Genomic DNA, 22,696 nt, shown 5'->3' on the forward strand with positions numbered 1-22,696 from the left:
TTACTCGTCGTCTTGCTGTGCAACAACCTGCTTACCACGGTAGAAACCGTCAGCACTGACGTGGTGACGACGGTGAGTTTCACCAGTAGTTGCTTCTACGGAAAGAGTTGGGTTGCCCAGTGCATCGTGTGAACGACGCTGTCCGCGACGTGAACGAGTTACTTTGCTCTTTTGTACTGCCATGGGTATATAGCTCCTATTTCACTTATCAGCCTTCAGTGAGGCTAATACACTGAAAGGGTTCGGTTTATCAGTTTCATTGTCAGTCGTAGCCGCTTCACCGAAGGAAGTCTGCACACTGCAATCGTCATGAAATGGTACAATCGGAAGCGTCAGAATCAGCTCCTCTTCCACCATCGGTAACAATTCCAGCTCATCTCCCGCTACAATCAGATGATCATAGTACCTGGGTAGATTCTTTGCATGCTCCTCAGTGGGAGCAATAGCCAAATTGAACTTCGCTTCGATGTCGATCTCAACTGGCTCAAGACAGCGCTGACAGGCCATTTTCACCTGAGTAACAGCAGTGCCTTTTATTGTACGGATACGCAGCTCATCAAGATCAAACTGCAGATCAACAGCAACCCTGCCCTGCGAATCAGTCAGCATTGTGACCAGATTTGGCAGCAGAGCAAGCTCAGCGTCACCTTCAATCCGTACTCCCCGATCAGCAAGCTTACGCGGGTCAATTTTCTTTGGTAATGGGGCGTTCGACATAAGCGCGCAATTCTAGGGATCAAAACCCGGTCTGTCAAAGGAAATAAGGCTTTAAAAGCGAAAAAAACAGGCTAATATCTGCACCTTATCGCAACCGCTCACTATTTGGAGAAAATCAGGTATGTCCCGGCTGATTCTGGCATCCAGCTCACCTTTCAGAAAAGCGATTCTGGATAAACTCAATATTGTTTACGAAGCAGTTTCTCCCGATATTGATGAAACACGATTCGATTCTGAAACACCACAACAGTATGTAGCCCGGCTTGCCCGAGAAAAAGCGGAAGCGTTGCAGACGGATTACCCCGATGCGCTGATCATCGGTTCAGACCAGACCGCTATTATCAACGGTAAAACGATCGGCAAGCCAGGAAGTTTTGACAACGCCTGTCAGCAACTGCGTGACGCATCCGGAAAGAAGATTACCTTCCTGACCGGACTCTCACTGTTGAATAGCCAAACCGGTAGCTGTGAAACGGATGTTGTTCCGTTTCATGTCTACTTTCGACACCTGACTCCGACAATGATTGAGCACTACCTTAAGGCTGAGCAACCTTATAACTGTGCGGGTAGCTTTAAATCTGAGGGGTTGGGAATCGCTTTGTTTGAAAAACTGGAGGGGGATGACCCAAACACCCTGATCGGTCTGCCACTGATCCGTCTGATTCGGATGTTGGAAAACCAGGGCACCATTATTATATGAAACAACATCCGCCAACACCTCTGATCTGCTCAGGGGGCCAGTGAAACTCAACATACTCAATTGGTTAGCTGCACCTCAAGGCAGCACATAGTGATACTCTTTGTCTTTGGCGAGAAGAAGCGTACCACTGTCAACAGTTGACCTCCTCTTTCTCTTTAATAAAAAGTGTCAAACTTATCATATGAACCCCCGGACGCCATGACCGTCCGGCTCCAACAGCTTAACCACTATCGCCATAAATTAAGGCCTCGGCTAGCCATCTGACCCGAGACTTAGGGGCGGTTTTATTAATGATTAATAACTAATTAACAGTATTCCAGATGAATCAGGTTAATCCTGTTTGAATCCTCTTTTTGTGAGGATAGAATTGCGCCAATTCTGAATTAACCTGATGAAAGTGCTATGAGCAAAATTACAATACTTGATGGTGGGATGGGCAGAGAGCTTGAGCGTCGGGGTGCCCCTTTTCAACAACCGGAATGGTCCGCACTGGCGATGATGAAAGCCCCAGAGATTGTTAAAGAGGTGCACAAGGCTTACATTGATGCGGGCTCTGAAATTATCACCACTAACAGCTATGCACTGGTACCTTTTCATATCGGTGAAGCCTGCTTTAAAGAACGCGGTGTAGCACTGGCAGAACAGTCGGCAATCGTCGCCCGTGAAGCCATTAATGAAACCGGTCAGGAAGGTGTACTGGTCGCCGGGTCGGTAGCACCTCTGTTTGGCTCATACCGTGCGGATCTGTATCAACCTGAACGGGTTGAAGAGATTGCTATCCCGCTGATCACAGCCCTTAACCCCCATATCGATCTCTGGCTCAATGAGACTCAAAGCCTGATTGCAGAACCCCTGGCTATCAAAGCACTGGTCGACCGTATCGATACGGATCACAAACCATTCTGGGTAGCCTTCACCCTTGAAGACGCTGAAGCCACAGAACAGCCTCTGCTCCGTTCCGGTGAAACCGTCATTGCGGCGGTTCAATCAATGGCACAGGCAGGCGTTGATGCCATCCTATTTAACTGCAGCCAGCCCGAGGTCATTGCCGAAGCGATTGAGATGACCAAACAGGAACTGGCTCACTATGCCAAAACGATTAAAATTGGCGCCTATGCAAACGCATTCCCACCTCAGCCTAAAAATGCTACTGCAAATGACAACCTTAATGAGCTACGGGCCGACCTGTCCCCTACAACCTATCTGCAATGGGCGCAAAAGTGGCAAGCTCTCGGTGCTGAGTTAATTGGTGGCTGCTGCGGTATCGGTCCTGATCATATCCAGGCATTGAGTGAAACACTCACACAATAACGCGTTGACTCAACGGCAATATTCAGGCTTTAACAGGGCCGGTACTGAAAGGTAGCGGCCTTTTTTACTACTTCCGACGACAGTACCCCCCGATAAACCGTATATCTGTACCGTTAAGTATTAATATTTAATACTTTTCAGCATCAGATTCATAATACGTCTGGAATCTCTCAGAATCAGCTCCATCGAACTGCATAATAGCAACGGAGCTGAACATGAAACACTACCACCTTAATGCATTGGAACAACAAGTTGCTGCCTCGCTTCAGGAAGGCGACATTCTGTTTATCTCTATTGATGCCTTCCTTTATAAGCAGGTTGCCAAAGGTACCGGAAGCTGGTGTTCCCATGTGGGTTTTGCCATTAAAGAAAATGGCCAGTGGCTGGTCGTTGAGAGCAAAGTCCCCTTTGTCAGCAAAACCCCATTGCGTAAATTTCTGAGTCGGACCTGCAACGGTGAAGTGATGATTCGCCGCCTGAAGCAACCTCTTTCAACAACAGAGATTGAACAGCTAAAACAATCGGCAGATAAACTGTCCGCAACCCTCCCAACCACACTCTATCATCTGGGATTTGATTTCGATTCACAGCGTCAGTTCTGCTCTAAGTTTGTCCACCTGGTTTATAAAGATGCCTTAGGCATTGAGCTGGGCAAGGCGCAAACGCTGGAACAACTGCTACAGGAAAACCCTCAGGCATCAGTTCGCTTCTGGCGCTGCTGGTTTTTAGGCTTCATCCCCTGGAAGCGCCAGACACTTACTCCGGCCAGCCAGATTAATGATCCACAGTTAAGCACCATTTTCTCTACAGTGGACTAATATGATGAGCTGATATGATGAGCTGATATGATGAGCTGATATGATGAGCTGATATGATGAGCTGATATGACTCAGCGGCACTCAGGACGGCTTAGCATTATCTAACATACAGTTTTGTTCCGCCGTGGAGGATTCAATCTGTATCGTGGAATGCTCGATGCCAAAATAATCGTGAAGGTATTGCTGCTGATCCCGCAGAAACTGGTTATTCAGCTCACACTGATCGACCACCAGATGCACGGTCAGCGCGATCTCCGTTGTACTTAAAGGCCAGACATGCAGATCATGAATACGCTCCACTGATTCCAGGCCATTGAGGTATTGCTTTAAGGCAGGGATATCGACGCTATCCGGCACCGCATCCAGTGCATAGTTCATCGAATCCTTAAGCAATCCCCACGTACCAACCAGAATAACCGCGACGATAACAAGGCTGATCACCGGGTCGATCCATACCCACCCCTTAAACAGGATAAACAGGCCAGCGATCACCACGCCCAACGATACCACTGCATCCGCCGCCATATGCAGAAAAGCGCCCTTGATATTCAGATCATCTTTCTGTCCGCTAAAAAACAGCAGCGCTGTGACAGTATTGATGACCACCCCAATGGCAGCCACTACTATGACAGTCATCCCTGCGACTGGCGCTGGATTGGAAAAACGGTTTAGTGCTTCCCAGGCAATACCACCGAGCGCAATCAGTAACAGAATAGCGCTGCCTAGTGAAGCCATCACCGTCGCCTTACGCAAACCATAGGTACGCTTTTCGGTGGCCGCTTTTTTGGCAAGCACACTGGCTCCCCACGCAAGAATCAGACTGAATACATCACTGAGATTGTGTCCTGCATCTGCGATCAGTGCCAACGATTCTGACAACGCCCCATAGATCACTTCAACCACCACAAACATAAGATTAAGAGCGATGCCGATGGCAAATGCCCGGTTATAATTGGTGACCTGATGGCTATGGCTATGGCTATGGCCCTGGTGATGGCTGTGATGGTGTCCCATAGAGTTCCTTAGTGTATCCGCTGAACCAGCACACTGACGAAAAAACTGCTTCAATCGATAATAGCAATTGAGTGACTGGATGTTGTTAATTACTCATCAGGAAATATGAGCGTTATGGTAACCTGTTGAAGTAATTCCGGCATTTGTTAATCTGTCGGTCCAATTAGAGTGACATAAAACAGCGAATGAAAAAACCAGTACAGGGAAGAACCTACGCAAGTGTTATTTTTGTCGTCGGCATTTTATTCTTGTTCTCCGATAATGATCGACAGGCTGAACAGGTTAAACCCCGGGTTATTACCGCGACACAAAGTTACAGTTTCACCCAAAATATCCGCCCGATACTGGACACTAAATGCCTCGCATGTCATTCATGCTATGACGCGCCCTGCCAGCTGAAACTGGAATCATTTCAGGGGCTGGAACGTGGTGCCTCCAAAGCCCGTGTTTATGATGGTGGCCGACTCAAGGACAGCCCTCCAACCCGCCTCTACATTGATGCTCAAACACCAGAAGAGTGGCTAAAAAAAGGTTTCTATTCGGTGCTTTCCGAGTACAGTGATAAAGCGGATAACACCACTCCACCACTCATGCAGCAGATGCTGGATCTTGGCCAGAACAACCCGTTAACGACAAACACCCGGGTACCGGATACGATTGAGCTGGGCTTTGACCGGGTCAACTACTGCCCCGCGCCGGGAGAGTTCAACGACTATGTCGATAAGTTTCCCCATGGAGGGATGCCGCTGGCGGTGTCCGGGCTGGATAAGCAGGAGTACCAGACTCTCTCCACCTGGCTGAAACAGGGGGCGAAAATCGACACACCGCCAGTCGCCATCAGTGATACCGATCAACTGATGATCAGCCGCTGGGAGGATTGGCTAAACCGGAGAGATAAACGTTCGATACTGCTATCGCGCTATCTCTACGAACATCTGTTTCTCGGCCATCTGTATCTCAACAGTGCCGACCAGTCTGACGGCCAGAACCACCCAACAACCCGGTTTTACCAACTGATACGTTCCTATACCCCTGCGGGAGAGAAACCGGTTATTGTACCAACGGTGCGACCTAACGACCGCCCTGACAACACCCCGCAACAGCGGTTTTATTATCGACTAATACCACTACCAGGCACCGTCGTACATAAAACCCATATCACCTACCGTTTTGATTCTCAGAGACTTGAGCAGTACCAAAAGCTGTTTTACAGCACTGACTGGCAAGTTGACTCCCTGCCCGGCTATGGGTACGAGGAACGCTCCAACCCCTTTATCACGTTTGCAGCGATACCGGCGAAACTACGCTACCGCTTTCTGCTCAATGATGCCCGCTTCTTTGTCAGAAACTTTATCCGGGGGCCGGTGTGCCGTGGACAGATCGCAACCAACGTTATCCGTGACCAGTTCTGGGTGATGTTTGAGTCCCCTGACACTGAGCTCTATAGCAATAATCCTGAGTATCAGTTATCGGTCAACGACTATCTGGGCCTGCCGGGCGAAAAAAGCTCACTACTGGACTTTGGCAGTCAGTGGTTCACCTACAGCGACAAGCGCAACAGCTATCTGGACATGCGTCAGAAAGCCTATCAGCAGGCATATCCATCCGGCGCAGTACTGCAGCAGATCTGGGATGGCGATCAAACCAATGACAACGCTTTTTTAACCGTTTTCCGTCACCACAACAGCGCATCGGTCACTAGCGGCTGGCAGGGGGAGATCCCCCTCACCGCTTGGGTGATGGGCTACCCCTTGCTGGAGAGAACCTATTACGAACTGGTGGTTAACTTCGATGTCTTTGGCAGTGTGTCCCATCAGGCGCAGACCCGGCTCTATTTTGATCTGATAAGAAACGGCTCGGAAACCAATTTTCTGCGTTTCATGCCAGCAGCTTCAAGACAGACCATCTACTCTGACTGGTATCAGTCCTCCGCCAGAATTAAGGCCAAAATCACCTACCACGATCTGGATACCCGGACCCCCAGCAATATCGCCTTCAGCAGCGATAAGCCAAAAGAGGAGTTACTACGAACCCTGCTAGAACGATATCCGCAACTGACCGGCACCGACAACATCAACCGCTGCAACGATTGCAAACAGCGTATACCGGGCTCAGCCAATGAAAACGACACTCTCGCGCTGAGTAATATTGCCGCTAAACCTGCTGCCGATTTAACCGCTATTAAGTGGCTGCCTGAAGTTACCTTTGTAAGGATCAATCTGGACAAAACAACTACAGACAGTGATAGTGCAACTGCAGATAAACAGTTTAAGGTCTTTACTCTGCTACGTAACCGTCGTCACAGCAGCGTCGCTTTCCTGCTGGGGGAATCACTGCGCTATCAGGAAGATCTCGATACCCTGACAATTCTGTCGGAACCGGTTGGCAGCTATCCCAACCTGATTTTGCAGCTTAAGCAATCACAACTGGATGATTTTGTGAGTTCCTTCGAAGCTATCGACTCGGATAGCGCATTTGATCAGTTCGTCGAACGCTGGGGTGTGGGCCGGATGAATCCGCAGTTCTGGCAGGTATTTCACAGTTTCACTGCGTATATGGAGGCAATCCACCCGCTGGAAGCGGGCGTGTATGATATGAATCGCTATGGGCACTGGTGAAGCCAGAAACGGATAATCCGGAACGGTTTTACCCTGCTCCAGTCTCCCGGTGAAAAGACTGGAGCACTCTGCCTTTTATTGCCCTTACGCAGTCGCGATATCAGGGCTGTTTATCAAACACTTTCACGCCTTCCGGTATAGTGAACCAGTCCTGCTTTTCACTGACCCAGACATGGGCGGTCGGCTGGATAATACTGGTATCGGAGAGATTCGATGGTTTGAGCTTAATCTTATCAGGCTCAGCGGGATTAAAATGATAGATCCGGTTACCACAGGTCGGACAAAATTTAGCGCCACTGGTGTTGCCGCTGTCCGCTAACCGGCTCCATTCAGCCATCTCACCTTCAAACTCCAGATCAGACGTATTTACCATGGCGGTGATACTGAAAGCACTGGTTGAAAGTTTCTGGCACTCTTTGCAATGGCAGGCGACTACCATCTGCGGCGCAGCTAACAACCGGTACTTAACGCCACCACACTGGCAAGAACCCTCAATTGGATAGGTCATACTGTTCACCCTGTTTGTCATCAATTAATAAAACCACCTACACCCCGCAAGCCTTGCGATAAGCAGGTAGTGTCAGCCGGTAATACAGCTGCACAAACGGTTTGTCTTCAACCGCTTTATTCTCTTTATGTGAGTAGATTGCCCCGAGCTTTTCAACGGCTTTAACCGAGCGGATATTCTCCTCCGCTATATGAAACCAGACCGTATCAACATACTCAAAAATATGATTCAGCATCAGCGCTTTCATCTCGGTATTCACGCCCTTGCCCCAATAAGCCTGCTCGATAAAAGTAAAGCCTATCGCTACTTCGCGTTGCTCAGGATTCCAGTCATAGTAACGGGAAGAACCGATCATCCGGGCCGTGCGATTATCAATCACCGCCAGGGCGCCGCCACTACTGATCGCGCTGTTAAAAAAACGCTGCTCAAAAATATCCCGCTCGTAGCGAAGGGAGTCTGGATGCATTGCCCAGATGACGGGGTCCGAGGCAGCCTCATAAAGAGCCTCAAAATCTTCGTCCAGCAGTGGCCGAAGGGTTATCATCTTGCCGGTCAGCGTTGGCTGAAGATAGATTCCTGTCATAGTCATCGTTCCTTTTGATTGTATGCGAGACGGTCTCTGCCAAGCATCCGGGGGTTACTAACTAACCGCAACCACCTCTGATTCTGTGACCGTATTTGCCTCAGCCCGTTCAATGATTTTCAATAGCGTGGTCTGGACAACTTCATCCTTCCTGATATCCGTTTTTGCGGCAAACCGCTGTTCCTGAGGTTCAGCGCCCTCTGCAGCAATAAACTGAATCACAACCTGTGTTGCACACTCTGTCGTTTCTCCTGAATAACACAGAGAGATCATCGGATACCCCCTGAAACCTTTCTTCACATGCTTCTCGATCCGCTTTCTCGCTTTATCCAGATTCATACCACGCCCTTGTGTTATATACGTCAGAATAGATTTTCTAGCTGTGACATATCTCTTTGCTCCCGTCTGCCCGGAACAAATGCTGTTATATATTGCCCCTCAAGCCAACAACATGAAACTTGTTTAGCAACAGCTAACCAGTCGCTCATAATATCAACCTGCACATGCAAAAGAGATGTTCATTGTTGATCTGCAAAACCTGAGAGGTGCGCCACGGAGACGCTCTTCACCCTGCGAATCTACGCTGAAATAATGGGAGTCGCCACAAAAATCGACACAGACAAACGCAATCGATAATAATATATAGCACAGGACAAAACCGACCGTTTGAAAGTCGATACCAGATAGCAAAGCTCTTTAAGAGGGTTATTTGAGAGCTCTTTGATCAGACTCTTTAATCGAACTCTTTGGCTAACGCAGAAAGCAGAGGCTAATCACCTCTGTTAGTTACAGCTATGCCAGCATCTTGCAGGGATGTAACACGCCCCTCTGCTGTACGTATCCGAACGGTATTGATAATCGACACCAGCACAAAACTGAGCAACATCAGCAAGAACCATGAACTGAGCTTAGCGACCGACACCATATGCCATTCGTCAACCTGATTAGGGTAGATCCAGATATTGGCATAGGTGGCGATATTTTCAGCAAACCAGATAAACAGAGCGACCAGAAACCACCCCAGCAGGATCGGCATCTTGCGGTGGGTTTTACGAACCCTGAAATAGATATCGGTCTTATAAAACAGCGCCACAGTGACTCCCAGCAACAGCCAGCGCATATCCCAGATGTAGTGATGGCTGAAGAAGTTCGCATAGACCAGAATTACCAGCAGAATAGTCACCCATTTTGGCGGATAGCTGGAATACTCAAACTCGAAGATTCGCCAGACACGGGCGATATAACTGCCGACCGCGCTATACATAAAGCCGGTAAACAGTGGGACATTGCCAACCCCAAAGATATACTCTTCGGGATAAACCCAGGAGCCGATAGCGTCAGAGGTTTTGAATAGCTCCATCAGGGTCGCTACAAAGTGAAACACAATAATAACAACCGACTCGCGCAACGTTTCCAGCTTAAAGGCTAACAAAAACAGTTGAAAAGCGATCGCCGCAAGAAAGATAAAATCATAACGATGCAGACTTTCTAACGGATACCATAGCCGGGTAACAATCATTACTCCCAGCAGGAAGCCGCCAAAAACAGAGGCATATGCCTGTTTAATCCCGAACAGCCAGAACTCATGGATAAAGTGTTTAACGTTCATATTGTCTGGTTGCTCATGTTGCTATCTCTTCAGAGGACACCAAGACTACGAAGAAAGCTCATATCTTTTCTCTACAGCCTCATGAGATAAAGACTATCTGTTTTTGAAGGTGTACAAAGCCTGAATAGCCGGAACTCATCGATAGACTGTTTAACAAACGACTGAATTTGATTTCACCACAGAGAACACCGAGGGCACAGAGAAAAATCATATGCTGGAATTTTTTTGTCCTTGCTCGGTGTACTCTGTGTCCTCGGTGGTTAAAAAGCTTCTACATTCAAAGCCAGAGCAGCCGGAACTCATCGATAGACTGTTTAACGGACGACTGAATTTGATTCCACCACAGAGAACACCGAGGGCACAGAGAAAAATCATATGCTGTAATTTTTTGCCCTTCCTCGGTGTTCTCTGTGTCCTCGGTGGTAAAAAGCTTCTATCTCCAAAGCCAGAGCAGCCGGAACTCATCGATAGACTAGTTAACGGACGACTGAATTTGATTCCACCACAGAAAACACCGAGGGCACAGAGAAAAATCATATGCTGTAATTTTTTGCCCTTCCTCGGTGTTCTCTGTGTCCTCGGTGGTAAACAGCTTCTATCTCCAAAGCCAGAGCAGCCGGAACTCATCGATAGACTGTTTAACGGACAACTGATTTTGATTTCACCACTGATAACACCGAGGGCACAGAGAAAAATCATATGCTGTAATTTTTTGCCCTTCCTCGGTGTTCTCTGTGTCCTCGGTGGTAAAAAGCTTCTATCTCCAAAGCCAGAGCAGCCGGAACTCATCGATAGACTAGTTAACGGACGACTGAATTTGATTCCACCACAGAAAACACCGAGGGCACAGAGAAAAATCATATGCTGTAATTTTTTGCCCTTCCTCGGTGTACTCTGTGTCCTCGGTGGTTAAAAAGCTTCTACATTCAAAGCCAGAGCAGCCGGAACACATCGATAGACTGTTTAACAAACGACTGAATTTGATTTCACCACAGAGAACACCGAGGGCACAGAGACAAACCATATGCTGGAATTTTTTTGTCCTTGCTCGGTGTACTCTGTGTCCTCGGTGGTAAAAAGCTTCTATCTTCAAAGCCAGAGCAGCCGGAGCTCATCGATAGACTGTTTAACGGACAACTGATTTTGATTTCACCACAGAGAGCAGCTTTTATCTTCAGGAATCAACTCAGACACAAGCGATTAACATCTGTGTAGCGCCCTTCTGAAACTGGTAGTCAACAATCTGAAGACGCGTCTCAATACCCTCAGCGGATAACGCCTCCCTGACCGCAGGCAGATAATCCGATGGCTTGCCATCCAGTGTCAGTAATGGATACACCCGCACCTCTTCTGCCACACGGCAGAGCTCGCGCATGCTTTCAATATGCTGACTAAGGTTGAAATGCTCACTGTAGAGAAACAGAAAATGGGAACAGAGAGCCAGCTCAAACTGCTGGTCACCGAATGGCAGATCCGGCAGTGAAGCGGTCAGGTATCGCCCTGCTTCAAGACCCGTTTCAAAGTCCGCCAGAAACTGCTGCATTGCCTCCATACGGATACTGCCCAGTGCGTCAACACTGCTGATACTGTCCCAGATATAATTGTCGGCGTTCTGCTGCATCTGTGACATAACCTGAGGATAGACCCGCTCGATCTGCATCCGTATCTGATCCGCTGTAAATTGGTATACCGGATCAACGGATACCACCCGGCCACCGCGCGCACTCAACCCGGCATTAAACGCTGCAGGGCCATCGCCACACCCCAGAATGCGTTTCTGCAGATCGGTTTCAGATAGCGCAAACATCAACCGGCACTCATCTAATGAACGCCCCCCAGGGGACAATGCTCTCCAGTTGCAACGTTGAAATTCCTTTTCTTTAAAGTTTAAACTCAACCCCTTCACTTTTATCCGCGAAGAGACGCTTACAGATTGACGGACTGATTTTACCCTATGCTATAGAGCAAAATGACACATGAACAGCCCCTCGCTTTCAACCATCGATTAAGGCGTGTTTTAATGTGTGAAACAGAGCCTTCAGTGTTTCAGACAACGTTGAGCAATCTGTAATTCAGGGTACTTAGATGCAGAACTTATATGCAGATACTCAACCACTCACCTTCTCAATCATATGACTGATCACATGGCTGTGCTGACTCTGAGGGCTGAACATCACTATTTCGGCATCGGAGGTAACCTTTACATTGTGGCCCGGCGGCCAGTAGAAAAGATCGCCTGCACTGACAGTCTCCTCTTGTCCACTTGCGTCGGTGGTGGTCAGTTCGCCCTGGATAACATAGCCCCAGTGCGGACACTGGCACATATCGCCATCAAGCCCCAAAAACAACGGCGTGGTGTCCACTCCGGCCGAGAGACTGAAATACTCTCCACTGATTTTCCCCAGTCCGGTGGCATCACCAAATCCGGTTTGCTGACGTATCACAGCACCGGGAATGTCCATTTTCACGTCGATATCATTCTTAGCGATTCTCATACGGTTTACCCCTTGGTCTCAAGATTAGTGTCGGTGTAAAGATGTATATGGAAGATCACCGGAATCGCGATACAGGCATGAGCCCAGCAAGCTAAAACGGTGCTCTAGTGCTGTTATTGTTAGCTCTACTATTAGCTCTATGTTAGTGCCAGCGAATATTTAACCCAGCGGGATTAGCGCGAGGGACGCTATAAACTCTTCCATGATAAACGCGTAGATACGGTGCTGACTGCGACCGGCTGGCACCGGGTCAATCAGATCCCGTTCGCGAACGATTAAGCAGTTCCTGTGAGGATATGAAAGGAACGAATGTGAACTTGACTAACCCAGCTTAGCCCATGATTAACCGATTCGCATGATAACCATGCTGTACAGGCAACAAAAAGGCCGCAGATTTTGATATCACCACAGAGAAAAATCATATGCTGGAATTTTATGCCCTTCCTCGGTGTTCTCTGTGTCCTCGGTGGTAAAAAAGCTTCTATCTTAAGACAGAGCAGCCGGAACTCATCGATAGACTGTTTAATGAACGACTGAATTTGATTTCACCACAGAGAACACCGAGGGCACAGAGAAAAATCATATGCTGGAATTTTTTTGTCCTTCCTCGGTGTACTCTGTGTCCTCGGTGGTAAAAAGCTTCTATCTCCAAAGCCAGAGCAGCCGGAACTCATCGATAGACTGTTTAACGGACAACTGATTTTGATTTCACCACTGATAACACCGAGGGCACAGAGACAAACCATATGCTGTAATTTTTTCCCTTTCCTCAGTGTTCTCTGAGCCCTCTGTAGTAAAGTCTTTATTCCTCGTTACATCAGGCAATCAGATCCTCGCCAGAGAGGTTTTACGGCACTTTCTATTCCACAGCGAGCGATCTCATAGCAGGAATCTTTTGTTGTCCGGCGGAGCACCTACCGGACTTAATCGTGAAGAGTTCTAGGTTTTCTATATGCTTCCCATAACTCGCGAAGAACCAAAAAAAAAAGCCGCTACATCTCTGCAGCGGCTTTCAACAATAAACGATTAACTTAGCGCAGTTGAACTGGACCGTTTAGCCCCAGCTGCGTAGCTATAGTTTTACCAAAAGTAACGCCCAGCCGGTCAATCAGTTGCTCCAGCGGCGTACCTTTAGGGGTGTAATCAACCAGCTTCTCAGCACCGACAATTTCCCGGGCCACATAACTGCTGCTGCCCAGCCCATCGATCAGGCCCAGATCCAGCGCCTGTTCGCCAGTCCATACCAGACCACTGAACAGCTGATCATTCTCTTTCAGACGATCTCCCCGACCTTTACGCACCTGCTCGATAAACTGCCGGTGGGTAGTATCCAGCACTGTCTGCCAGAAGGCACGGTCTTTATCTTTCAAGGGAGAGAACGGATCCAGGAAGGTTTTATTCTCGCCGGAAATCAGGTTTCGCCGTTCAACGCCGACCTTCTCCATCAGGTCAACAAAGCCAAAACCGGACGATACCACACCGATAGATCCCACGAGACTGGCTTTATCCGCATAAATCTCATCGGCTGAAGCGGCGATGTAGTAAGCCCCTGAAGCACCAATATCGAGGATGACAGCGTAAACTTTCTTGTCAGGATGCAGTGCGCGCAGACGTTTGACTTCATCATAAACGTAGCCTGATTGTACCGGACTGCCTCCTGGGCTATTGATGCGCAGGATAACCGCTTTAGTCCCCTCGTCATCAAACGCGCGGCGCAGTGCTCCGATAATATTATCGGCACTGGCGTCTTCACCGTCGGCGATCACGCCCTTCACCTGCACCACCGCCGTATGCTCTCCGCCTTCATCCATATCCGGGGTGAACGAGTCGGCAAACAGGTAGATGCCGAGTATTACAAACAGATAACCAAAGGTCAGTAGCTTAAAAAAGATTCCCCAGCGACGGGCGGCACGCTGCTCTTTCTGCAGCCCCATCATGGTTTTCTCGATCAGTCGCCACTCTTTGGTTTTGCTCTCGTGCGGTTTTGCTGCTTCTGTTTCCTTGCTGTCTTCAGCTTCCCAGGGATTTGAGCCCACGCTGTTCTCCTTAATATGCTTGAAATTTACGTTACGTTTTACGGACGGTTGAGCGATGTTTCTGTCAGCCAGTTTTCCAGCTCTGTAAACTGATGCATCACTAATACCGGCTTATACTGCAGCAACCGGTCGATATGATGGGCACCATAACTCACCGCAATCGTATCCATACCCGCTCTGACACCCATTTCCAGATCAAATTCCGTATCGCCGATCATTACCGCATCAGAAGGGTTAAGACCGGTCTCCTCAAGAATCTCTTCCAACATGTGAGGGTGAGGCTTCGACGTAGTTTCATCAGCGCAACGGGAGGTTTCGAACAGAGGTTCAAGGCCTGTTTCAGCAAAGACCCGGTCCAGCCCACGACGACTTTTTCCGGTAGCTACAGCCAGTCGAAACCCCTTCTGTTTTAGATTGCTCAGAGTTTGTTCAACTCCTTCAAACAGTGCGGTCGGCGTGTCGTCCGCATCCAGATAATAGTGCCCGTAACGCTCCCGCATCTGTGGAATAATGGCATCGTCAACGCCGGGAATCAGCATCTGAATCGCTTCAGGCAACCCCAGCCCGATAATATTACGCACCGCGTCATCGGTCAGTTCCGGCTGCTTCAGATCCCGTGCGGCTTTCTGCATGCTGGAGACGATCCGGGCCGCTGAATCAATGATGGTACCGTCCCAGTCAAAAATAAGTAACTTGTACAAAATAGATATCCAACCTGTTAATCGTAAACCTGGAAACCGATCTTACGTTAACAGGAGGATAAAGATAACCTCAGGTTGATAATTAGCCTGGCAAAAGCGCTTAATTCTCCTGCACCAGCGGGCGGATCAGCAACTCGCTGACATCCACGCGTGGCGGTTGAGTCAGCGCATAGAGAATGGCGTTAGCAATATCCTCCGGCTGGAGATTGGACATCCCCTCAGCATACATATTCTCTTTCACCGCAGCTCGGATCTTATCGTGAACGATACTATCCGGCAGTTCGGTATCCACTGCTCCTGGCTGAATATCGGTGACCCGCACACCGTAGCGAATCGCCTCTTTACGTAGCGTGTCGGAGATCGCCCGCACCGCATGTTTGGTGCCCGCATAAACGCCGGCACTGGGATAGGTCAGCCGTGCAGCAACAGAACTGATATTAACAATATGCCCCTGTTTGCGCTCCGCCATACCGGGATAGACCGCATGAATGGCATACAGCACCCCCTTAATATTGGTGTCGATCATCTGTTCCCATTCATCTACCCGACCATTGATAATCGGACTGATCGGCATGGTACCGGCGTTATTGATAAGGATATCGACACCATCCTGCGAAGCAATTATCTCCCCCACCTTCTGCATCGCCTGGCGATCAGAAACATCAGCCGTCGCAACAATGACTTTACGTCCCAGCAGGCGAATCTCATCGGCCAGTTGTTGCAGCCGATCATCGCGCCGGGCACTGATCACCAGATCCGCTCCCTCAGCGGCTAACAGCCGCGCAGCAGCCTGCCCAATACCGGAACTGGCACCAGTAATCCACGCTTTTTTTCCTAATAATTTCATAAAATTAACTCTGATACTTTATCTGATTAATTAAATATAAGCGCACCTATCCAGAAACACAAAAGCCGCCAGAGTAATGACCCGGCGGCTTTATCAGAGCAGTCTGGCTGCCCTTTAAGTCTCTGCTTTCAATATATGCATATCAGCGATTTTTGAAGACCGGTTTTCGCTTTTCAGCAAAGGCATTCATCCCTTCTGAGCAGTCCTCGAAGGCAAAGGTTGCTTCAAATGCCCGACGCTCAAAACGCATGCCATCATCCAGTGAGCAACTCACCGCCATGTTAACACTCTCTTTAATTAACATAACCGCAGGCTGAGACATCGAAGCGATCTTAGAGGCCGTTTTGAGTGCCTGTTCCGCCAGCGTTTCTGCCGGAACAATGCGTGCAATCAGCCCGGCTCGTTCGGCTTCTTCAGCGTCCATCATTCTGCCGGTCAGACACATCTCCATCGCTTTTGCTTTGCCAATCGCTTTCGTCAGACGCTGAGTCCCTCCGGCACCCGGCATCGTACCAATCGCGATTTCCGGCTGACCAAACTTTGCGCTATCTGCGGCAATGATAAAATCACAGGCCATCGTTAATTCACAACCACCGCCCAGTGCAAATCCGGCCACCGCCGCAATCACCGGCTTGCGGGCATCTTCAATCGCCCGCCAGCAATCCCGCTGAATGCGGGGAAAATCCTGACGGTGCAGATCGGCAAACGACTGGTCTTTCATCTCTTTAATATCAGCACCGGCAGCAAACACCTGGTTGCCCCCGGTGATGATAATACAGCCGACCGCTTCATCCGCTTCAAACCGGTCGACCGCCTCACCCACCTCACGACACAGGGTCGCATTAAGTGCGTTCATCACCTCAGGGCGGTTGAGGGTAATAATCCCAACCCCCTGACTGACTTCCGTCAGAATACATTGATAACTCATAACCACCCCTCTTCCGTTAGTTTTCGATGGCGTCACCTTTCAGGCGTGCTTACGACTCTGAATAATGCGGAAGCGGTTGGCAACATAGGCCAGATCTGACAATGACGCATTAGCCGCCGGATTACAGCCGGTGGCATGAAAATCACTGAAGGCTGCACTCTGGTTCACATAAACACCGGCGGTCAGGTTGATCGAGAGCGCAACACCGGCATCCAGTGCAGCCTCTTCAATCTGTTCCAGCACAGCGTCGCTGGTTGAGTAACAGCCCATGGTAATCGCACCATGATTTTTCACGGCTTTATGCGCCAGCTCAATTGAGTGAGCGGTGCTGGCGGTACGCACCAGGAAGCTGATCGGACCGAAAAGCTCTTCCATATAGGCGTCTTCTTTATCGGCATCCACTGCGATCAGCAGCGGGCTACGCATCCGTCCCTCTTTAAACCAGGGGTTTTCAGGACGGTCTGATTCGCGAACCACGGTACCGATCTTTTCACCCAGCTCCCGGGCGCTGTCGATACGCTTGTCGGTTACCTCAGCCTGGATGCAACCCAGCACCATGCCGGCCCGCTCAGGGTCAGACAGGAACCGGGTAATACCAGTACTCAGTGCTTCTGCGACCTCATCAAAACTCTTGTGCCCCTGGTCAGTTTCGATACCCCCGGCTGGAATAAAGATATCCTGCGGCGTGGTACACATCTGACCGGAATACAGACTCAGGGTAAATGACAGGTTCTGTATCATCCCCTTAAAGTTATCGGTTGAGTCGATAATAATAGTATTAACACCGGCTTTCTCAGTGTAAACCTGCGCCTGATGGCAGTTATGCTCCAGCCAGTCACCAAACGGGGTATTACCGGTAAAGTCGATCAGTTTAACTTCATCACGCTGCGCCAGCGCTTTAGTGCACGGCTGGGCCGGATCGGCATCGATAACCATCGATACGATATGCGGCGGCAGGCCTTGTTCTCTCAGTACATCCTGAGCGATCTTTACGCTGATCGCCGCTGGCAGAATACCTGCCGGATGGGGTTTAACCACCACTGGGTTGCCGGTAACCAGCGAAGCAAACAAACCCGGATAGGTATTCCAGGTGGGGAAGGTTGAACAGCCGATGACCAGAGCCACGCCACGCCCGGCAACAGTAAAGGTTTTATCCATCACCAGCGGATCATGCTTACCCTGCGGTTTGGTCCAGGTTGCTGCAGCGGGAGAATGGATCATCGCATCATAGCCATACGCAACCGCTTCAAGACCGCGATCCTGAGCATGAGGACCACCGGCCTGAAATGCCATCATAAAGCCCTGACCCGAGGTATGCATCACTGCATAGCCGATCTCAAAACTGTGCTGGTTGATGCGTTTAAGAATCTCGAGACAGATCCCGGTACGCGCCTGTACACCAATATCGCGCCAGACTTTACGCGCTTCATTCATCGCAGGCAGCAGGATATCGATATCAACGGTGGGATATTTGATACCCAGCTCAAATCCATAAGGGGAAACCTCGCTGCCCGCCTCACCAGTGATTCCAGGCATGTCCAGCTCAAATGAACGGTTCAGATGCGCTTTGAAGGCCGCCTGACCATCTTTATCAGCGGTTTCACCATATTTACGCGGGCTGGGACTCTCAGCATAGGCGCTGTAATAATCACGGGTACGGAGTGCGTTCAGTGCAGCATCAAGTTTTGCTTTGTGCAGATCAAACAGGGTTTGGCTCATACTGGATTCTCTTTATTTTAACTGGCCCTGAGGCTTTATCTTGGTGCAGAAAAAAGGGTTAACCGAATTTTCTGCCAACATACGGTTTATTGTCAGACAGGTTATAAAAGATAGTACTTTTTTCAGCAGAATTTGTTTCAACCTGACCTAAACTGCCTGACGAATATCTATAAAACTAAAAGATACACTAAACAAAGTGATACGAAAAGATAAATTAATAACAATATATTTGTATCCCTTTAGTGTTTTACGGTAACCTTTAATCCGGCTGCAAGAGTGATCCGTGCCGGACAGAAAGATTCGGCTAACAAAGCAAGAAAACGCTTTGCTTAAGTTGCACCCACTAAAATAATAATGAACGTTAGTCTGTTTGCCTCGGGCTGACAGCCGATTTCGATACTCAATATGCTGAGATAAACCATGCCTGATTATCAAGATATTCTGGTCACCGAGCCGGATTCCGGGGTAATGACCATCACCCTCAACCGCCCTCAAGCGCGTAACGCCCTGTGTAATAACCTGCTACGTGAACTGGCAGATATGCTGGACGCCACCATCGGCAATGACGAAGTCAGAGCCGTAGTTATCACTGGTGGTGAAAAAGTGTTCGCCGCTGGGGCTGATATCAAAGAGATGGCTGAACTGGATGCGGTAGGGGTAATGAATGACATCCGTCCCACTTACTGGCGACGTATCGCTCAATATCCAAAACCTGTTATTGCAGCGGTTAACGGCTTTGCCCTGGGCGGCGGCTGTGAATTGATGATGCACTGCGATATCGTCATCGCCGGAGACAATGCCCGCTTCGGTCAGCCGGAGATCAATCTGGGGATTATTCCCGGTGCCGGAGGTACCCAGCGCCTGCTAAGAACCGTGGGCAAGTCGATGGCGATGCAACTGGTTCTTTCAGGTGAATTTATAAATGCCGAACAAGCTCGTGAATTTGGTCTGGTCAGTGAAGTTACCATTCCCGAGATGAGCTACCCAAAGGCTTTAACCCTGGCTAAAACCATCGCCTCTAAGCCTCCCATCGCTGTTCGCCTGGCGAAAGAATCACTGCTGAAAGCCTACGAAACAACATTGGAAACCGGTCTCAACTTAGAGCGAAAAGCATTTACCCTGCTGGCCGCAACAGAGGATCGAAACGAAGGCATCGCCGCCTTTATGGAAAAACGCCAACCCCATTTTCAAGGAAAATAATAAGATGACATATGAACATATCGAGTTTGAGATCACTGAAGGCGTTGCCATTCTGACACTCAACCGCCCTGACAGTCTCAACAGTTTCAACACCCAGATGCACGCTGAGGTACGCGATGCCCTGAAACAGGTTAAAACCAGCGATGCGGTACGCTGCCTGCTGATCACTGGTAATGGCCGGGGCTTCTGTGCCGGCCAGGACCTTAGTGACCGGGCCGTCGACCCGGACGCCGAGATGCCTAATCTGGGCGAATCGATCGAGAAAAACTACAACCCGATGATCCGTACGATCAGTTCGCTTGAGATGCCGGTCATCTGCGCCGTTAACGGAGTCGCCGCAGGAGCCGGTGCTAATATTGCCCTGGCTTGCGACATTGTACTGGCATCCAAAAATGCCAGCTTTATTCAGGCGTTCTGCAAGATCGGCCTGATTCCAGACTCCGGTGGCACCTGGACCCTGCCCCGGGCGGTCGGTTTCCCCCGGGCAATGGCACTTTCTCTACTGGGTGACAAACTTTCAGCAGAGCAAGCCGAGCAATGGGGTATGATCTGGAAAACCTACCCGGCAGAAGAGTTAAAAGAGGTCGCGCTGGCCATGGCAAAACAACTGGCCACTCAGCCCACTAAGGGCCTGGCACTGATCAAACGAGCGCTGCAGGCATCGGCTAATAACAGCCTGAACGAGCAGCTTGATCTGGAACGTGATCTGCAAACACTGGCGGGCCGTACCGACGATTATCGCGAAGGTGTCAGCGCATTTATGGCAAAACGCCCGGCACAATTTACCGGAAAGTAATGGAGCAAACAGTTATGAATCGTTTTACAACAGATTCGGTGATCGCCGTCATCGGTGCCGGTACTATGGGTGCCGGCATCGCACAGGTGGCTGCGAATGCGGGCCACCCGGTTCTCCTCTTCGATGCTGCAGAAGGTGCCGCTAAGCGGGGTATTGATAACACCGCTAAAGGGCTCGCGAAACTGGTTGAACGGAGCAAAATGAGCCAGACAGATGTGGATGCACTGCTGTCCCGCCTAACCCCGGTTGATGCATTAACCGACCTGGCCCCGGCCAGTCTGGTGATTGAAGCGATTGTCGAACGGCTGGAGATAAAACAACAGGTGTTTGGTCAACTGGAGGAGATCTGCGACCCGAGCACCGTGATTGCCACCAACACCTCGTCAATATCAGTGACCGCGATCGGCTCAACACTGAAGCGACCACAAAACCTGGTGGGTATGCACTTTTTCAACCCCGCACCAATTATGAAGCTGGTGGAGGTGATCAGTGGTCTGGATACAGACCCAGATATCGCATCTGATATCTATGCTCTTTCTGCCCGCTGGGGTAAACAGCCAGTACTGGCAAAATCCACCCCTGGTTTTATTGTCAACCGGGTTGCCCGGCCTTTCTATGCGGAAGGCTTGCGTGTCTACCAGGAAGGCGGTGCCGATATCGCAACGATTGATACGCTGATGCGTGAATGTGGTGGATTCCGTATGGGCCCGTTTGAGCTGATGGATCTGATCGGCCACGATGTTAATTATGCGGTTACCTGCTCTGTTTTCGAAGCGTTCTATAATGATCAGCGTTTCCTGCCATCGCTGATTCAGAAAGAGCTGGTAGATGCCGGTCATCTGGGCCGTAAAACGGGCCGTGGATTCTACCATTATAGTAGCGACGCTGAAAAACCAGCAGCACTTACCTCAGACGCCGCTCCTGCCCCTCTGTCAATCACGGTTGAAGGCAGCCTCGGCGTAGCTGAGCCGTTAATTCCGATGTTTGAAGCGGCTGGCATCCGGGTTACCCGGATCGATAATGACGAGGTCGAAGGGATGATCTCAGTAGGTGATGCCACCCTAATGCTGACCAACGGTCAGTTCGCTACCCTGCGTGCCGGCGAAACCCTGCGCCCGGACCTGATCAATTTCGATCTTGCGCTGGATTACACCAGCGCGCCCCGCATTGCGCTGGCACCGGCCGATCAGGCGTCACCGGGAGCGGTACAGTCAGCTATCGGGCTCTTTCAGGCAATTGGAAAATCAGTCACTGTTATCGATGATATCCCTGGCATGGTGGTGATGCGTACCGTTTGCATGCTCGCCAACGAAGGCTTCGATGCGGTTAATCAACAGGTCTGTGATGAACAGGCGGTCGATATCGCCATGAAAGGGGGAGTGAACTACCCCTGCGGGCCAATTGAGTGGGTCAATAAGCTGGAACTGAGCTACGCCCTTGATGTTCTCGATAATCTGATGGATGCCTACGGTGAAGACCGTTACCGAGCATCTCCCCTGTTGTTGAGAAAAGTGGCCGGAGGTGCCTGAGATGAAAACCAGTGAGATGACACCGCAACAGCTGGCAGAAGCCTGCAGTGCAGCCCTCCACCGTGACGATCAGACAGCTCAGGCGATGGGCATGACCATTGATGAGATTGCTCCCGGCTACGCCAAACTATCGATGGTGCTGCGCAGGGATATGCTTAATGGTCATGCGATAGGTCATGGTGGGATGATGTTTGCCCTGTGTGACACAGCATTTGCACACTCCTGTAACACCTATAACCGCTCAACCGTTGCCAGCGGATGTAATATAGAGTTTATTGCCCCCGCTTTTGAAGGTGATACCCTCACAGCGATTGCGAAGGAACGTTCACGCAGTGGCCGAACCGGTGTATATGACATCACCTTGTATAACCAGAAAGGTGAGGAGCTGGCGTTTTTCCGGGGTAAAGCGTATCAGATAAAAGGCCATCTGATTCCTGAAGATTAGCCTCTTTTACCGTTATAAATCCAGCGATAAGGCCGCCAATGCGGCCTTTTTCTCTGTTTCCCCTTTACGATATCCCTTAACCATTCTTCGCCCTCATTGCCCCTCACTTTGTAAAAAATATC

Annotated in this window: 23 protein-coding genes; 9 read left to right on the forward strand and 14 right to left on the reverse strand. The window is 49.8% G+C overall.

Annotation, left to right across the window (positions count from 1 at the left end):
• Together rpmF and OCU43_RS11300 are read right to left on the reverse strand one after the other, a co-directional pair.
• Positions 1-183 carry a 50S ribosomal protein L32 gene (rpmF, locus tag OCU43_RS11295; protein ID WP_091358877.1) on the reverse strand — a complete coding sequence of 61 codons (183 nt, stop codon included), beginning with the start codon at positions 181-183 and terminating at the stop codon, positions 1-3.
• Between the two features lie 18 nt (positions 184-201).
• Positions 202-717, reverse strand: a complete 516-nt coding sequence (locus OCU43_RS11300; protein WP_091358874.1) for a YceD family protein — start codon at positions 715-717, stop codon at positions 202-204.
• A gap of 121 nt (positions 718-838) precedes the next feature.
• On the opposite strand from OCU43_RS11300, the gene OCU43_RS11305 reads away from it, so the two are divergent.
• The 3 genes from OCU43_RS11305 to OCU43_RS11315 all read left to right on the forward strand — a co-directional run bounded on the left by OCU43_RS11305 (position 839) and on the right by OCU43_RS11315 (position 3,546).
• The gene (locus OCU43_RS11305) at positions 839-1,417 is read left to right on the forward strand and encodes a Maf family protein (RefSeq protein ID WP_091358872.1); all 579 of its coding nucleotides are present in this window, start codon (positions 839-841) and stop codon (positions 1,415-1,417) included.
• A gap of 402 nt (positions 1,418-1,819) precedes the next feature.
• Entirely contained in the window at positions 1,820-2,728 is a 909-nt protein-coding gene (locus OCU43_RS11310; RefSeq protein ID WP_217647438.1) for a homocysteine S-methyltransferase family protein, read from the forward strand.
• Between the two features lie 215 nt (positions 2,729-2,943).
• Positions 2,944-3,546, forward strand: a complete 603-nt coding sequence (locus OCU43_RS11315; RefSeq protein ID WP_091358870.1) for a YiiX/YebB-like N1pC/P60 family cysteine hydrolase — start codon at positions 2,944-2,946, stop codon at positions 3,544-3,546.
• A gap of 81 nt (positions 3,547-3,627) precedes the next feature.
• Here the strand turns inward: OCU43_RS11315 and OCU43_RS11320 are convergent, their stop codons facing one another.
• Positions 3,628-4,560, reverse strand: a complete 933-nt coding sequence (locus OCU43_RS11320; RefSeq protein ID WP_091358868.1) for a cation diffusion facilitator family transporter — start codon at positions 4,558-4,560, stop codon at positions 3,628-3,630.
• Positions 4,561-4,745: 185 nt separating this feature from the next.
• Here OCU43_RS11320 and OCU43_RS11325 point away from each other — a divergent pair, with 185 nt between their 5' ends.
• Complete coding sequence (locus OCU43_RS11325) at positions 4,746-7,178, forward strand: fatty acid cis/trans isomerase (protein ID WP_091358866.1); 2,433 nt, start codon at positions 4,746-4,748, stop codon at positions 7,176-7,178.
• 100 nt (positions 7,179-7,278) lie between these two features.
• Here OCU43_RS11325 and OCU43_RS11330 read toward each other — a convergent pair whose 3' ends face one another.
• The 4 genes from OCU43_RS11330 to OCU43_RS11345 all read right to left on the reverse strand — a co-directional run bounded on the left by OCU43_RS11330 (position 7,279) and on the right by OCU43_RS11345 (position 9,878).
• Entirely contained in the window at positions 7,279-7,686 is a 408-nt protein-coding gene (locus tag OCU43_RS11330) for a GFA family protein (RefSeq protein ID WP_091358864.1), read from the reverse strand.
• 37 nt (positions 7,687-7,723) lie between these two features.
• Entirely contained in the window at positions 7,724-8,269 is a 546-nt protein-coding gene (locus OCU43_RS11335; RefSeq protein WP_175483534.1) for a GNAT family N-acetyltransferase, read from the reverse strand.
• A 57-nt stretch (positions 8,270-8,326) separates the two neighbouring features.
• The gene (locus OCU43_RS11340; protein ID WP_091358857.1) at positions 8,327-8,608 is read right to left on the reverse strand and encodes a hypothetical protein; all 282 of its coding nucleotides are present in this window, start codon (positions 8,606-8,608) and stop codon (positions 8,327-8,329) included.
• Positions 8,609-9,038: 430 nt separating this feature from the next.
• Positions 9,039-9,878 carry a DUF817 domain-containing protein gene (locus OCU43_RS11345; protein WP_091358854.1) on the reverse strand — a complete coding sequence of 280 codons (840 nt, stop codon included), beginning with the start codon at positions 9,876-9,878 and terminating at the stop codon, positions 9,039-9,041.
• A 211-nt stretch (positions 9,879-10,089) separates the two neighbouring features.
• On the opposite strand from OCU43_RS11345, the gene OCU43_RS11350 reads away from it, so the two are divergent.
• Positions 10,090-10,791, forward strand: coding sequence for a hypothetical protein (locus tag OCU43_RS11350; RefSeq protein ID WP_261832929.1), 702 nt, complete (start codon positions 10,090-10,092; stop codon positions 10,789-10,791).
• Between the two features lie 273 nt (positions 10,792-11,064).
• On the opposite strand, the gene OCU43_RS11355 is transcribed toward OCU43_RS11350, so the two are convergent.
• From OCU43_RS11355 to paaN, 7 genes are all read right to left on the reverse strand, one after another.
• Entirely contained in the window at positions 11,065-11,685 is a 621-nt protein-coding gene (locus tag OCU43_RS11355; RefSeq protein ID WP_217647437.1) for a class I SAM-dependent methyltransferase, read from the reverse strand.
• A 301-nt stretch (positions 11,686-11,986) separates the two neighbouring features.
• Positions 11,987-12,373 (reverse strand): cupin domain-containing protein, encoded by a 387-nt coding sequence (locus tag OCU43_RS11360; protein WP_091358850.1) that lies wholly within the window; start codon positions 12,371-12,373, stop codon positions 11,987-11,989.
• 1,031 nt (positions 12,374-13,404) lie between these two features.
• A complete protein-coding gene (sppA, locus tag OCU43_RS11365; RefSeq protein ID WP_245756579.1) occupies positions 13,405-14,409 on the reverse strand; it encodes a signal peptide peptidase SppA in 1,005 nt (334 codons plus the stop codon).
• 38 nt (positions 14,410-14,447) lie between these two features.
• On the reverse strand, positions 14,448-15,110 hold the full coding sequence (locus OCU43_RS11370) for an HAD family hydrolase (RefSeq protein ID WP_175483533.1): 663 nt from the start codon (positions 15,108-15,110) through the stop codon (positions 14,448-14,450).
• 100 nt (positions 15,111-15,210) lie between these two features.
• Positions 15,211-15,957, reverse strand: coding sequence for an SDR family oxidoreductase (locus OCU43_RS11375; RefSeq protein ID WP_091358844.1), 747 nt, complete (start codon positions 15,955-15,957; stop codon positions 15,211-15,213).
• A 142-nt stretch (positions 15,958-16,099) separates the two neighbouring features.
• A complete protein-coding gene (locus OCU43_RS11380; RefSeq protein WP_091358841.1) occupies positions 16,100-16,885 on the reverse strand; it encodes an enoyl-CoA hydratase-related protein in 786 nt (261 codons plus the stop codon).
• Between the two features lie 39 nt (positions 16,886-16,924).
• A complete protein-coding gene (gene paaN, locus OCU43_RS11385; protein WP_091358839.1) occupies positions 16,925-18,604 on the reverse strand; it encodes a phenylacetic acid degradation protein PaaN in 1,680 nt (559 codons plus the stop codon).
• A gap of 420 nt (positions 18,605-19,024) precedes the next feature.
• Here paaN and paaF point away from each other — a divergent pair, with 420 nt between their 5' ends.
• The 4 genes from paaF to paaI are packed head-to-tail and all read left to right on the forward strand — an operon-like array spanning position 19,025 to position 22,574.
• Positions 19,025-19,804 carry a 2,3-dehydroadipyl-CoA hydratase PaaF gene (paaF, locus tag OCU43_RS11390; protein WP_091358836.1) on the forward strand — a complete coding sequence of 260 codons (780 nt, stop codon included), beginning with the start codon at positions 19,025-19,027 and terminating at the stop codon, positions 19,802-19,804.
• A 4-nt stretch (positions 19,805-19,808) separates the two neighbouring features.
• Positions 19,809-20,600, forward strand: a complete 792-nt coding sequence (paaG, locus tag OCU43_RS11395) for a 2-(1,2-epoxy-1,2-dihydrophenyl)acetyl-CoA isomerase PaaG (protein WP_091358830.1) — start codon at positions 19,809-19,811, stop codon at positions 20,598-20,600.
• A 14-nt stretch (positions 20,601-20,614) separates the two neighbouring features.
• Entirely contained in the window at positions 20,615-22,129 is a 1,515-nt protein-coding gene (paaH, locus tag OCU43_RS11400) for a 3-hydroxyacyl-CoA dehydrogenase PaaH (RefSeq protein WP_091359185.1), read from the forward strand.
• Position 22,130: 1 nt separating this feature from the next.
• A complete protein-coding gene (paaI, locus tag OCU43_RS11405) occupies positions 22,131-22,574 on the forward strand; it encodes a hydroxyphenylacetyl-CoA thioesterase PaaI (protein WP_091358826.1) in 444 nt (147 codons plus the stop codon).
• Positions 22,575-22,696 lie beyond the last annotated feature (122 nt).

The sequence above is a fragment of the Amphritea atlantica genome (genome assembly GCF_024347255.1).
Lineage (GTDB): Bacteria > Pseudomonadota > Gammaproteobacteria > Pseudomonadales > Balneatricaceae > Amphritea > Amphritea atlantica.